The organism is Pseudomonas sp. B13(2017) (assembly GCF_002113245.1).
Lineage (GTDB): Bacteria > Pseudomonadota > Gammaproteobacteria > Pseudomonadales > Pseudomonadaceae > Aquipseudomonas > Aquipseudomonas putida_Z.
The window spans coordinates 291,933-305,344 of the sequence record NZ_NEJX01000004.1 but is presented as its reverse complement, the minus strand read 5'-3'; the positions used below and the strand labels follow the sequence as shown (position 1 = coordinate 305,344).

Below are 13,412 nucleotides of genomic sequence, written 5' to 3'. Positions count from 1 at the left end.
TCTGATCCGCGCGGCACGCCCGTGCCGCACGGCAAAACGGTCAAACCGCCACGGGCAGCACGCTGCGCGAATGCCCGGGTATCGCCTCGATCAGCGCTCGCGTATAGGCGCTGGCCGGTTGGCCGAACACCTGCACCGCCGGCCCTTGCTCGACCACCTGGCCGCGCTGCAGCACCAGCACCTGGTCGGCCATGCTCGCCACCACCGCCAGGTCGTGGGAGACCAGCACATAGGCCATTCCCAGCTCGCGCTGCAGCTCATCCAGCAGGGCGAGGATCTGCGCCTGCACCGACACGTCCAGCGCACTGACCGGTTCGTCGAGCAGCAGCACCTCGGGCTCCAGGGCCAATGCCCGGGCGATCGCCACCCGTTGGCGCTGGCCGCCCGACAGCTCCCGGGGCAGGCGGTCGAGGAAGTGCACCGGCAGGTGCACCCGCGTGATCAGTTCACGGGCCCTGCGCTCCAGGGCTTCGCCCTTGAGCAGGTCGAACGACACCAGCGGTTCGACGATGCTGTCGAACACGGTGAAGCGCGGGTCGAGCGCGGCGAACGGGTTCTGCTGCACCAGCTGGATGCGCCGGCGCAGGGGGCGGAACTGCCGCCAGCTGCAGGCACTGACGTCCACGCCAGCGAACTCCACCCGCCCGTGGCTGGGCTTTTCCAGCCCGAGGGCGATCCGCAGGGCGGTGCTCTTGCCTGAGCCCGACTCGCCGACGATGGCCAGGGTCTGCCCGGCATGCACCTCAAGGTTCAGGTCATGCAGGGCGGTGAAGTGGGCATCCTGGCCGGGCAACGCGAAGTGCTTGCCGACGTTGCTCAGGCGCAGCAGCGCTGCCTGGCCCCTCGGCGCGCCAGGCCTGCGCCGTGGCACGAAGGCCGGCGCGGCGTTGAGCAGGTCGCGGGTGTAGGGCTGCCGTGCGCCCCAGAGGATCTGCCTGGGCGAGGCCTGCTCGACGAGCTCACCCTGTTTCATGACCAGCAGGCGGTCGGCGCGGTCGCAGGCCATGCCCAGGTCATGGGTGATGATCAGCAGCGCGATGCCGCGCTCGGCCACCAGCCGTTGCAGGTGGTCGAGGATGCGCCGCTGCACCGTCACGTCCAGCGCGCTGGTGGGCTCGTCGGCGATGATCAGCCGCGGCTCGCCGGCCAGGGCGATGGCGATCAGCACCCGCTGGCGCATGCCGCCGGAGAGTTCATGGGGGTACTGGCGGGCGCGCAGCGCCGGGTCGTCCAGGCCGACCTGGGCCAGCAGTTCCAGCACCTCGGCATCCACCGTCGGGTAGCGTCGGCCGCGAGCCAGCAGCAAGGCCTCGGCAATCTGCCGGCCGATGCGCAGGGTCGGGTTGAGGCTGACCATCGGGTCCTGCGGTACCAGGCCGATGGTGCGCCCGCGCAACTGGCGCCGGGTACGCTCGCTGGCCCGGGCCACATCCACGCCGTCGACCCACAGCTGGCCCTGCTCGATGCGGGCATTGCCCGGCAGCAGGCCGAGCAGGGTATTGGCCAGGGTCGACTTGCCCGAGCCGGACTCGCCGACGATGGCCAGCGTCTCGCCCTGTGCCAGGCTGAACGACAGCCGGCGCAAGGCCTGGATGGGTTGCCCGGCGAAGGTGTAGCTGACACTCAGGTCGCGGACCTCGATCAGGGGGCGCTGGCTCATCGGGCATGCTCCTCGGCGCTGCGCGCCAGGTGGTTGAGGCTGAACACCACGGCCACCACGAACAGCCCCGGCAGCAGGGAGACCCAAGGGGCGGTGATCAGGAAGTGGCGGCCGTTGGCGATCAGCGTGCCCCATTCCGCCGCCGGCGGCGCCGCGCCGAAGCCGAGGAAGCTCAGCCCGGCGGTGGCCAGGATGGCGGCGCCGAAGTCCAGGGTGGCGAGCACCGCCACCGGACCCCAGGCGTTGGGCAGCACATGGCGCAGCAGTGTGCGCGCCCAGCTGGCGCCGCCCAGGCGGGCGGCCTCGACATAGGGCAGGGTCTTGATGCGCAGCACTTCGGCGCGGGTGGTGCGGGCAAAGCCCGGGATGATGCCGACGCCCACGGCGACTGCCACCGGCACCGTGCCAAAGCCGATCGCGGTGACGATGGCCAAGGCCAGCAGCAGGCCGGGCAGTGCCAGCAACACATCGATCAGGCGCATCAGCGCCGCGTCGACGCGCCCACCGGAAAAGCCGGCCAGCACGCCCAGGCCGAGGCCCCCGAGCAGGGCGATGGCCACCGCCAGCAATGCGGCCAGCACCGACAGGCGCGCGCCATAGACCACGCGGGTATACAGGTCGCGACCCAGCTCGTCGGTGCCGAACCAGTGCACCACGCCGGGGGCGCTGAGCTTGTCGGCGGGCGAGGTGGCGTAGGGGTCGAAGCTGGTCAGCAACTGCGGGGCCAGTGCCGCGAACAGGGCGAACAGCACGATCAATAGCGCCAGGCTGAAGCCGGGCCGGCGCAGTAGCGGGAGCAGGGCCTGCCGGGCGCGCTGCAGGTGCGTGCGCCGCTTCCAGGCGCCGGCAGGGTGTGCCACCTCGCCCGTGGGCTGGGTGTCGATCGGGGACAGGGAAAGGTCGATGGTCATCTCAGCTCACCTTGGCCGTGTGGGTGATGCGTGGGTCGAGGTACGGGTAGAGCAGGTCGACGATCAGGTTCACCACCACGAAGGCGGTGGCCGATACCGCGACGATCGCCAGCACCACCGGGATGTCCTGGCGCAGCACGGCCTCCTGTGCCAGGCGGCCGACGCCGTTGCGCGAGAAGATGGTTTCCACCAGCACCGCGCCGGATACCGTATTGCCGACCTGCAGGCCGATCAGGGTCAACAGCGGCAAGGCCGCGTTGCGCAAGCCATGGCGCGCCTGCACCTGGGCCCGGCTCAGGCCCTTGGCGAAGGCGGTGGTGATGTAGGGTTCCTGCCACACGCCCTGGAAGCCACGCTGCAGCACCTGGGCGTACACCGCGGCGCTGGGGATCGCCAAGGTGATCGCCGGCAGCACCAGGCTGGCCAGGCCCTGGCTGCCGGTGGCCGGGAACCAGCCGAGGCCGAAGGCAAATACCTGGATTAGCAGCAGGCCCATCCAGAACACCGGCACCGAGAAACCCAGCGACGGCAGGCGTGCCAGGGCGGTCTTCAGTGGCCGCCATTGCAGGTAGGCGGTCAGGTAGGCCAGGCCGACCCCGGCCAGCAGCGACAGGGCGATGGCCGCGCCGGCAAGGGCCAGGGTCTGCGGCAGGCGCTCGGCCAGCAGCGCGGTGACCGGCCGGCCCAGCGACAGCGACTGCCCGAGGTCACCGTGCAGGGCGCGCCACAGCAGGTCGAAGTACTGCTCGAACAACCCCTTGTCCAGCCCGTAGTAGGCACGGGCCTTGGCCAGGTCCTCGGGTGACAGGCCATCGGCCTCCATGCCCGAGGCGCTGAGCATGATCGCCAGGGTGTCGCCCGGCAGCAGGTAGAGGATGAAGTAGGTGATGGTGTAGGCGCCCCACAGCACCAACAGGGCCTGGCCGATGCGGCCGATCAGGTAGCGTTTCATGGCTGGCCGACCTGGATGTCACTGAGCAGCGCGAAGCCTTCTGCAGTCCAGCGGAAGTCCTTGACCCGCGGCGCGGTGGCGGCTTGCCAGACGCGTTCGTACAGCGGGAACGCCGACGCCTCGTCGACCAGCAGGTCCTGCAGCTGGCCGTAGGCCTGGGCCCGTTGCGGGGCGGCGGTGGCGGTGATGCCGCTGTCGAACAGCGCCTGGGCCCTGGCCAGGGTTTGCGGTTCGTAGGTGTTGGTGGCCAACGTGGTGCTGCTTGCTGCCCGCGGGTCGAGGATGGTCTGCAGGATGATCGGGTCGGCGCGGGTCATGTAGGTGGAGGTCAGGTCGTAGTTGCCGGACGCGTTCCCGGCCACCCATTCGGCGCGGGTCAGCACATTGAGCTTCAGGTCGATGCCGACCTTGCGCAACTGGTCCTGCACAAGCACGTCACCGGCGCTTTCGGCCGGGGTCAGGTTGTAGCGCAGGGTCAGGCGCTGGCCGTTCTTGTGCCGGTAGCCGTCCTCGCCCTTGTGCCAGCCGGCGGCCTCGAGCAGTTGCTCGGCGCCCGTAGGGTCATAGGCGAGCTTGTCGGCCTGGGGCTTGAAGTACGGCGTGGTGACGTCGTAAACGCCGCTCACCACCGGGAACGCGGCGTTGTACACGGTATGCGCGTAGCTGGTGCGGTCGATGGCCTTCTGCAGTGCCAGGCGCACCTGGCGGTCGGCTAGCAGGCGGTCGTTGCGGGTGTTGGGGTAGAGGTTGAGCGCCGGGCCCGGCAGCGAGCGGCTCTGGATGGTCGCGCCCTTGGACTGGAACAGCTTCATGTCGACTTCCGAGAACGGGTTGCGCGGCCACAGGATGTCGGCCTTGCCCTGCAGGAACAGGCCGTTGCGCACGCTTTCCTCGGGGATGTAGCTGATGTCCACGGCATCCAGGTGCGCCGGGCCCTGGTTGTGCATGTTGGCTGATGGCCAGGCGTAGTCGGCGCGCTTGACCAGCCGTGCGCCCACCTCCGGGGTGTAGTGCTCGAGAATGAACGGGCCGGTGCCGATGATGTTGCCCAGCGAGCGCGCCTGGGCGGTCAGCTTGTAGGAGGCCGGCGCAAGGATGGCCAGGTTGGTGGTCGAGGTGGCCTGCAGGAAACCGGCATTGGGTTTGGCCAGGACCAGGCGCACGGTGAAGTCGTCCAGCACCTCGGCGTGGTCATAGCCGGCCAGGTAGGTGGCACCGAAGGTGGCCGGCAGCTGCGTGGCGAAGGCCTTGTTGCTGTCGAAGGCGGTTTTCACGGCGTGGGCGTCGAAGCGTTCGCCGTTGCTGAAGGTGACGTCCTGGCGCAGCTGGAAGGTGTAGCTCAGGGTATCGGCACTGACCTCCCAGCTTTTTGCCAGCCAGGGAATGATGCGGCCGGTTTGCGGGTCCTGGTCGGTCAGGGACTCGGCCACGTTGCGCAGCAGTACGCGGTGCTCCAGCCAGTAGACCTGGAAGGGGTCGACGCTGACCATGGTGGTGTTGTCGCCCCAGAAGGCGATGTTCAGGGTGTTGCTGGCCGAGGTGTTGCCGGCGGGGGAGCAGGCGGTGAGGGCCAGGGCCAGGGAGCTGATGGCGAACAGGCGGTGCAGTCGGGGCATGGGATGGTCCTTCATTGAATTGGGGTTACCTGTGCCGGTCTCTTCGCGGGCATGCCCGCTCCCACAGGGATTTCACTTTCCTTGAGTGGTGCGCCGTACCTGTGGGAGCGGGCTTGCCCGCGAAGAGGCCGGTACAGAGGGCAGCTGCCTTCCAGTCAGTCCTGGTAATCGCGGCCCTGGCGGTCCAGCTGCCGGATCAACGCATCCCAATGCCGCTGGATGCCTTCCCCCTTGCCATCGGAAAACCGCTTCGACTGTTCATGCACCTTGGCAATCGCCGCCTGCGATGCATGCAGCAGCTGGTCATTGCCCCCGGCCTGGGCCGCCACCTGGATGTTGCAGGCACGCTCCAGCCCATGCAGCTCACGGAACGCGTGCTCGACGCTGATCCCCCCGGTGAGCAACCCGTGGTTGCGCAGGATGAGGATGTTGCTGTCGCCCAGGTTGGCCACCAGCCGCTGCTGTTCGTCCAGGTCCAGGGCCACGCCTTCGTAGTCGTGGTAAACCACCCGGCTGTAATAGGCCAAGGCATGCTGGGAGATCGGCAGCAGGCCGTCGCGCTGAGCCGATACCGCTGCGCCGTCGCGGGTGTGGGTGTGCAGAACGGCCTTCAGGTCGGGGCGGGCGCGGTGGATTGCGCTGTGGATCACGTAGCCGGCCTGGTTGATGCCCAGCCCCAGCGGGTCGTCGATGATGGTGCCGTCGACGTCGACCTTGACCAGGTTGGAGGCGGTGATTTCGTCGAACAGCAGGCCGAAGGCGTTGATCAGGAAGTGTTCGTCCGGCCCCGGTACGCGGGCCGAAAAGTGCGTGTAGATGTGGTCGGTCCAGCGGAACAGGGCGGCCAGGCGGTAGGCGGCAGCCAGTTTGACCCGCACCTCCCACTCTTCGGCGCTGACCCGGTCGCGCACCTTGTCGGTGCTGGTAGTGACGGCAGACAGTGAACTCATGGTGTGCTCTCCGGTAATCAGTAGCCGCGCGCGGTGTCGACCAGGTTGGCCAGGGGCGCCTGCTCGCGGTAGCGGTGGAAGTTGGCGATGAAGGCTTCGAGCAGGGCCGGGTAGCCGTCCTCGGAAATGGCCGAGGTGTGCGGCGACAGGAACACCCGTGGGTGGTGATACAGCGGGTGGCCGGCGGGCAGCGGCTCGGGGTCGGTGACATCCAGGCTGGCGCGGCCGATCAGGCCGCTGTCCAGGGCCTCGAGCAGGGCCTGCTGGTCAAGCAGGCCACCGCGGGCGATGTTGATCAGGTGCAGGTCAGGGCGGGCATGGGCCAGCACCTGACGGTCGACCAGGCCACGGGTGGCGGCGGTGAGTGGGGCGGCCAGCACCAGGTGGTCGCTGCCAGCGAACAACTGCTGCAGGTCGGCGGCGCGCTCCACCCCGGGCACCTCGGCGATCGCCTGGCCGGTGCGATTCAAGGCCAGCACCTGCATGCCAAGGGCCACCGCCTTGCGCGCCAGGCTCTGGCCGATACTGCCAAAACCGAGAATGCCCAGGGTGCGGCCGCGCAACGGCGCCAGCGGGGTCAGGCGCCAGTCGGCATCCTTGACCCACAGCCGCGGCAGTTGCTTGGCGGCGGCGAACACCAGGGCCAGGGCGAATTCGGCCACCTGCTCGGCATTGGCGCCCTTGCCACTGGTGACCGGTGTGCCCTGGAACACCCAGTCGGGGTAGAAGTCGATGCCAGAGGACACCAGCTGCACCCACTTCAGGCCCCAGGGCCAGCCTGGCGGCGGGGTGTCGATGCGCTGCCCGCGCACGTTGATCGGGCGCAGGATGAATACATCGGCAGGGGCTTGCAGGGCCAGCTGGCCGGGGGCGATATCGATGACTTCATGGTCCGGCAGGTGTTCGCGCAGGTGCTGGTTGGCCTGGGCGTCGAGCTGGCTGGCGATGATCGAATGGCTCATGCGTGCACCTCCGCCAGCGCCGCGCGGCCGGCCTGGCCGAACACCACATCGTCCTGTGGGGTGTGGATGCGGCTGCAGAGCACGTCGCGGTAGTGCCGTTCCAGTGGGTTGCGCCGCGACAGCCCGGGGTTGCCGCGTCAAGCAGGCCCTGGTTGGCGAACAGCAGGGTGTCGATGCGCCCCAGCACGTCCTGGAAGCGCGGCAGGCTGGCCAGCGGCGCGCCCAGGTTGGAGGGGGCACGCTGCTTGAGAAAACCCGCCAGCCAGTCGCGGGCGGCACGGGCCACGCCGTCGTACACCGCCGGCAGCAGTACGGCCATCCACAGCAGGCTCTCGCCGTCGAGTTCGGCCTTCGGTGCGCTTGCAGGGCTGACGCTGACGGCATGGTCGAGGGGGATCAGCACATCGTCGAAGCGCACTTCATGGCTGCAGGTGGCGCGCATGCCCAGGTGGTCCCAGTCATCGATGATGGTGATGCCGGGCGTGTCGCGGTGCACCAGGAAGCCGCCGACCAGCGGGTCGGCGTCGTCGCTGCGGCCCCAGACCAGGTACCAGGTCAGGCCGTGGCTGCCGGTGGAGTAGATCTTGCGCCCGCTCAGGCGCCAGCCCTCGGCTGTGCGCCGCGCCACGGTGGCGGGCAGGCCGCCGCGGGCCGGGGTGCCGAGTTCGGGTTCAACGCGCAGGGCGTTGATCAGTGCGCCCTGATGCACGGCATCGCGGGCCACGCGCTGGCGCAGGTGTTCGGGCCAGCGGGCCTCGTCCTGCAGACGAAAGTGCTGCAGGTACTGCATCACCAGGATCAACGCGGTAGCCGGGTCGCCCTTGCCGACCGCGCCGATTACCCGACGGGCGCTGGCCAGGTCCGCGCCAGCGCCACCGAGCGCACGGGGTACGGTGAAGGCAAGCAGGCCGTGGCGGTGCAGCAGGTCGAAATTGTCCTGGGGGAACTGCGCGCCGCGGTCGTAGCGTTCGGCGTTGGCCGCGAGGGCCTGCGTCAGCTCGGCGAGGGCGCTGTCGGAGGGGTGACTCATGGGGTTTCATCCCTGAATGACGGTGTGTTGTTAAGACCGTATTCGTATGGATGAACGCTGTAAAAGTCTTTTTGGTTCTATGCTAATTATTTGTTTTAATAATTTATTGTTTTTACTGTTATGCATGAATTGCATTTTTTGGCGGGGCGCCAGGCGCCCCTGCGTGGTCAACCCAGGAGCCTGTGCCCTGCCACCTCACCGAAAAGCTCGACCGGTTCCTGCAGGTTGCCCAGGTAACGTGGATGGAACAGCCACAGGTCTACCTGCGGCTTGAAATCACTGACATTGATCACATCCAGCGCATCGCGGTGGCGGCTAGCCTGCAACAGTGGTTCGGGCACCAGCCCCAGGCCCTGGCCATTGGCGACCAGGCCCAGTTGCAACTCGGTGCCGAAGGTTTCCAGGTTGATCGACAGGCTCAGCCCCTGTTCACTCAGCGCCCGCTGCAGACCGGCGCGGAAACCACAGCCGTCGGGGTTGAGCACCCAGCCACGGGTGTAGCAGTCCTTGAGCTTGTAGCTGCGCTTGGTGACGCTGCCCTTGGCGGCTACCACCTTCAGCGGCATGCGCGCGATCGAGCGGCTGGCGATGCCTTCGGGGAAGATCTTGCCCGGTGGGAACAGCGCGGCGGCGGCGTCCAGTTCAGCGTTTTCCATGCGCGCGATAAGGCTGCTGCCCCAACCGCTGCTGACCTGGGTGCGCAATTGCGGGTAGGCCTCGCGAATCTGCGCCAGGGCATCGAGCAGCACCACGTCACCCAGGGTTTGCGGCACACCCAGGCGCAGGGTGCCCGAAGGCGCGCCATCGTTGGCCACCAGTTCGCGCAGCGAGTCGATCTCGCGCAGGATCGCCTTGCACTGCTCGTACACCCGCAAGCCCATGGGGGTGGGCCTGAGCGGCTTGGTGTTGCGGTCGAGCAGGGTGGCGCCAAGGTCTTCCTCGAAGTTCTGCACCCGGCGGGTGATCGCCGGTTGCGTCAGTTGCAGGGCCTCGGCGGCGAGGTTGGTGGATTGGCAGCGGATGACCGCGACGAAGGCGTCCATATCATCGATTTTCATAATTGGCGCTCACAGGGTCGGAGGGAAAATAAGGCATTAGCATAATCTGCCTGGCGGGTAATGCCATTGGTTCTGTTTTGATAGATGAAAACGCATATTAGGATATTCCTAAAATCAATTTAATTTATTTGACGGATCTCGTTAGAGTCGCCTGGCACGGGCCGCATGATGCTGCCCGCCCAGACACCGAGGAACGCCATGTCCATCCGATCGAAGCTGCTGACCCTGGCCGCGGCCCTGCTGCTGGCCAGCCAGGCCGGCGCCGCCGAGCGCCTGACCCTGCGCATCGGCGACCAGAAGGGCAACATGCGCGCCCAGCTGGAAGCCGCAGGCGCCTTGCGCGACCTGCCGTACGACATCCACTGGGCCGAGTTCCCCGCTGCCGCGCCGCTGGCCGAGGCGCTCAATGCCGGGGCGATCGATGCCGGCATCATCGGCGATGCACCACTACTATTCGTGCTGGCTTCGGGGGCACCGGTCAAGGCCATTGCCGTGGACAAGTCCGACCCCTATGGCACGGCGCTGCTGGTGCGTCCTGACGCGCAGCTGCACAGCGCGGCCGAGCTCAAGGGCAAGCGCATCGCCACCGGTCGCGGGTCGATCGGCCATCATCTGGCCCTCAAGGCACTGGACCAGGTCGGCTTGAGCGAGAAGGATGTGGAGTTCCGCTTCCTCGGGCCGGTGGACGCCAAGATCGCCCTGGCCAACGGCTCGGTGGACGCCTGGTCGACCTGGGAACCCTACACCGCGCTGGCCGAGCTGAGCGGGCAGGGCCGGGTGCTGGTCAACGGCCGCGGCCTTTCCAGCGGCAACAGCTTCCTCGCCGCCACCGACAAGGCGCTGGATCAACCTGCGCGGCGCGCGGCGTTGCAGGACTACCTCAACCGCCTGGCTGGGGCGCAGGTCTGGGCCAACCAGCACCTGGACAGTTACTCGAAAACCCTGGCCGCGATCATCGGCTTCCCCGAGGACGCCGCCCGCCTGCAGTTCGAGCGCCGCCAGCTGCGCTGGCAGGTGATCGACCCGCAGACCGTGGCGCAACAGCAGGACACCGCCGATTTCTACCACGCCCACGGCCTGATGAGCGAACGCCTCGACGTGGCACCGACCTTCGCCACTGGCTTCACCCTATCCGATGCCGCCACGCTGGCCGCGCAACCCTGACTCCGGAGACCTCTACATGTCCTTCAAACCCCTGCGCCAGCTTGGCCTGGCGCTGCTGGCCAGCGCCTTGCTGCCGAGCCTCGCCAGCGCCGAACAGACCCTGCGCATCGGCTACCAGAAATCCTCGACCCTGCTGACCCTGCTCAAGGCCCGCGGCAGCCTCGAACAACGCCTGCAGGCCGAGGGCATTCGCGTCAGCTGGCACGAGTTCCCCAGCGGCTTGCCATTGCTGGAGGCGCTGAACCTGGGCAATGTCGACCTGTCGGCGGATGTTGCCGACACCGTACCGGTATTCACCCAGGCTGCCGGCGCCAGGCTTACCTACTTCGCCCGGGAGACGCCTTCGCCAACGGCCCAGGCCATCCTGGTGCCCGCGGACTCGCCACTCAGGACCCTGGCCGACCTCAAGGGCAAGCGCGTGGCGGTGACCAAGGCCGCTGGCAGCCACTACCTGCTGATCCAGGCCCTGGCCAAGGCCGGGCTGACCTTCAAGGACATCACCCCGGCCTACCTGATCCCTGCCGACGGCCGCGCCGCCTTCGAGAACCACAAGGTCGATGCCTGGGTGACCTGGGACCCTTACGTGGCCAGCGCCCAGCGCCAGCAGAACGCCCGCATCCTGGCCGACGGCAGCGAACTGGCCAGCTACCAGCGCTACTATCTGGCCAGCAGCGACTATGCCCAGGCCCACCCCGAGGTGCTGCAGCAGGTGTACCAGGCCCTGCGTGAGGCAGGTGTCTGGACCAAGGCCAACCCGGCGGCCGCAGCACGCATCCTCGGGCCGCTATGGGGCAACCTGGACAGTGCCACGGTGCAGCAGGCCAATGCGCGGCGCAGCTACGACGTGCAGCCGGTGAAGCCGGAGAACCTGGCCGAGCAGCAGCGCATCGCCGATGCGTTCTACCGCGAGGGGCTGTTGCCCAAGGCGGTGGATGCCAAGGCGGTGAGCTTGTATCAGCCGGTTGCAGACTAGCGTGGGTTGTCTGTTTGGTTTGTTCTGTCTTGTTTTCAATGTCCGCTTTCGGGCGAAAGCGGTAACTATCAACTAATGGATTTGGCCATTTCCGACGTTCCAGTCCAACCGGTTTGCTCATAGACCGGTTTACCCGTCTCGGTGGCGTGCAGGACAGCGAAGGTGATACCTCGGCGAGCGAACTCGGCGTCAGCAGCCTGCATCAAGGCTGAAGCCAGGCCACGGCGACGGTAGGCCGGCTGGACGAACACATTCAGCACGTACCCACGCTTGTCCAGGGTCGGGTGCGATGGATGGGGAGGCCAATCAATGCTCATCAAGCCAATGGCTGCGACAGGTTGGTCGCCATCCATGAGCTTGAAACCGTAGTACCGACCGTCACCGAGTCGCTCTTCCAGCCATGGGCGAAAGTGCTGAGTCATGACTTGCAGTTTTTCAGGGTCGCCACCTGCTTCAAGAAACATCTCCTGGCGATGCGAGCAGATCATTTCTGCGTCAGCGGGCCCGACAGGCCGGCACTCCAAGCCTGAAAACTCTCCACATCCTTGTAGGTCGATCATCGTTTATCCCGTGTCAGTGGCCGATTCATGGAAAGGCAGCCTATGGCACCTTCAGGCCTGTTTGCAATGGCTGACGATCGACCTTGGCAAGCCACTCAGCTTTTGTCATCTCTCATGGAACTGCACATAACTCATTGAATCAGCGGGGCCCATGTAGGAGCGGCCTTGCGTCGCGATGGGGCGCGCAGCGGCCCCGGCAATTTCAACTGTTGCGCATCAATCCTGGGGCCGCGATGCGGCCCTTTCGCGACACAAGGCCGCTCCTACAGGTACAGCGACAACCTCGAGAGCAACGATGATCAGGCTTGTACCGCATTGACCCCGCCAGTGGGCATGGATTTTTTGCGCACCGCTTGATAGAGGAGGCTGGACACCATGAAGCCCACAATGGCCAGTATGCTCATCAAGGTGAACACATAGTTGTAGCCCTGTTGACCAGGGAAGTGGTCGAGGAGCGCGCCATAGATGACGTAGGCAAACATGCCGGGGGCATAGCCGATCAGGCAACCGATGCCGAAGGCCGAGCCGGTGATGTGCTGGGGAATGCCGACTTCGCCCATGGGTGCCCAGAACACGCCGCGCATCGAGAACACAATCAGGGCGAAGGATAGGGTGGCAGCCATTCCCGCATAGATGAAGCCCGGGCTTTTTGGAATCAGCATGATCACGCCCATCAGCGGCAATAACGCCAGGAATGCCCACTTCAGGTAACGGCTGGTGCTCTTGAACTGCTTGTCGGCAATGAAACCACCGGCAGGCCCGCCGAGGATTTTCAGGAAGTACTGGTTGATGATGCCGTAGGCGCCGACCAACGCCACGGGCAACCCGTACATTTCCTTGAGGTAGGGAATGAAATAGGTCAGGCCGCAGTAGACGATATAGACCATGAACACGTTTAGACTGACCAACCAGATACCGGGTACCTTGATCGCCTCCATCAGGTTCGCCAGACCGTTTTTCGGCTTGGCGGCCGATTGCGCGTTACCGCCCTTGAGCAGGAGCCAGGTCAGGGTGCCGGCCAGAATGTCGATGACCGAGTAGAACAGGATCGCCGACTTCAGGCCGGTTTCCCCCGAGCCCATGGCGACGAACACGCCCAGTGCGGAAAAGGCCACCAGCGTATCAACCACGCCACGCCCGCCTTCCAGCAGGCCGAACAACCGGCCTTGCTCCTGATCGTCCCCCAGATTACGGATGGCTTTGAGCAGCGATGGCCAGAACAGGCAGTCGGCACAGACGGCCAACAGACTGAACACGATCAGCAAGCTGCTGAAGGGCGGAAAGGTTGCCAGGTACAACCCAAGAGTTCCGGTCCCGATCAGGCCGAGGGGGATCAGTTTGCGCGTGTCGTAGCGATCGGCGAGCAGGCCGCCAACCACAAACAGTGCAGTCGCGATGATCGCGTTGGCACTCAACAGCACGCCGATTTCAGTGTGGCTCAGGCCCATGAATTCCTGCATGGGGACATAGAAGGCGTCCTTGAGGTTCGCCAACTTGTAAATGGTGCCGCCACCGAGGATGAGAATCAGGAGTCTGAGCCATTTGGCCTTGTTTTGAGTTGTCATTATTGTTCTCC

Annotated in this window: 11 protein-coding genes and 1 pseudogene; 2 read left to right on the top strand and 10 right to left on the bottom strand. The window is 66.3% G+C overall.

What is annotated here, in order from left to right; translation table 11 throughout:
• Positions 1 to 40: 40 nt before the first annotated feature.
• The 8 genes and pseudogenes from CAG44_RS08515 to CAG44_RS08480 form a co-directional block, all read right to left on the bottom strand.
• The gene (locus CAG44_RS08515; RefSeq protein ID WP_085691915.1) at positions 41 to 1,660 is read right to left on the bottom strand and encodes an ABC transporter ATP-binding protein; all 1,620 of its coding nucleotides are present in this window, start codon (positions 1,658 to 1,660) and stop codon (positions 41 to 43) included.
• On the bottom strand, positions 1,657 to 2,571 hold the full coding sequence (locus CAG44_RS08510) for an ABC transporter permease (RefSeq protein ID WP_085588207.1): 915 nt from the start codon (positions 2,569 to 2,571) through the stop codon (positions 1,657 to 1,659). Before CAG44_RS08510 ends, CAG44_RS08515 begins: the two co-directional genes overlap by 4 nt.
• 1 nt (position 2,572) lies before the next feature.
• Positions 2,573 to 3,523 carry an ABC transporter permease gene (locus CAG44_RS08505; protein WP_085588209.1) on the bottom strand — a complete coding sequence of 317 codons (951 nt, stop codon included), beginning with the start codon at positions 3,521 to 3,523 and terminating at the stop codon, positions 2,573 to 2,575.
• A complete protein-coding gene (locus CAG44_RS08500) occupies positions 3,520 to 5,139 on the bottom strand; it encodes an ABC transporter substrate-binding protein (protein WP_085691914.1) in 1,620 nt (539 codons plus the stop codon). The genes CAG44_RS08505 and CAG44_RS08500 overlap by 4 nt, the downstream gene beginning before the upstream one ends.
• A 155-nt stretch (positions 5,140 to 5,294) precedes the next feature.
• A complete protein-coding gene (locus CAG44_RS08495; protein ID WP_085691913.1) occupies positions 5,295 to 6,089 on the bottom strand; it encodes a class II aldolase/adducin family protein in 795 nt (264 codons plus the stop codon).
• A gap of 17 nt (positions 6,090 to 6,106) precedes the next feature.
• The gene (locus CAG44_RS08490; RefSeq protein WP_085691912.1) at positions 6,107 to 7,051 is read right to left on the bottom strand and encodes a D-isomer specific 2-hydroxyacid dehydrogenase family protein; all 945 of its coding nucleotides are present in this window, start codon (positions 7,049 to 7,051) and stop codon (positions 6,107 to 6,109) included.
• A pseudogene (locus tag CAG44_RS08485) lies at positions 7,048 to 8,081 on the bottom strand (acyl-CoA dehydrogenase family protein). The gene CAG44_RS08490 and the pseudogene CAG44_RS08485 overlap by 4 nt, the downstream one beginning before the upstream one ends.
• 167 nt (positions 8,082 to 8,248) lie before the next feature.
• Complete coding sequence (locus tag CAG44_RS08480) at positions 8,249 to 9,139, bottom strand: LysR family transcriptional regulator (protein ID WP_085691911.1); 891 nt, start codon at positions 9,137 to 9,139, stop codon at positions 8,249 to 8,251.
• 198 nt (positions 9,140 to 9,337) lie between these two features.
• On the opposite strand from CAG44_RS08480, the gene CAG44_RS08475 reads away from it, so the two are divergent.
• Together CAG44_RS08475 and CAG44_RS08470 are read left to right on the top strand one after the other, a co-directional pair.
• Positions 9,338 to 10,303 carry an ABC transporter substrate-binding protein gene (locus CAG44_RS08475; RefSeq protein WP_085691910.1) on the top strand — a complete coding sequence of 322 codons (966 nt, stop codon included), beginning with the start codon at positions 9,338 to 9,340 and terminating at the stop codon, positions 10,301 to 10,303.
• A gap of 16 nt (positions 10,304 to 10,319) precedes the next feature.
• The gene (locus CAG44_RS08470) at positions 10,320 to 11,276 is read left to right on the top strand and encodes an aliphatic sulfonate ABC transporter substrate-binding protein (RefSeq protein ID WP_075045444.1); all 957 of its coding nucleotides are present in this window, start codon (positions 10,320 to 10,322) and stop codon (positions 11,274 to 11,276) included.
• Between the two features lie 68 nt (positions 11,277 to 11,344).
• On the opposite strand, the gene CAG44_RS08465 is transcribed toward CAG44_RS08470, so the two are convergent.
• Both CAG44_RS08465 and CAG44_RS08460 read right to left on the bottom strand, forming a co-directional pair.
• A complete protein-coding gene (locus CAG44_RS08465; RefSeq protein ID WP_085691909.1) occupies positions 11,345 to 11,836 on the bottom strand; it encodes a GNAT family N-acetyltransferase in 492 nt (163 codons plus the stop codon).
• Positions 11,837 to 12,135: 299 nt separating this feature from the next.
• Positions 12,136 to 13,401 carry an MFS transporter gene (locus tag CAG44_RS08460; RefSeq protein ID WP_085691908.1) on the bottom strand — a complete coding sequence of 422 codons (1,266 nt, stop codon included), beginning with the start codon at positions 13,399 to 13,401 and terminating at the stop codon, positions 12,136 to 12,138.
• Positions 13,402 to 13,412: the final 11 nt, after the last annotated feature.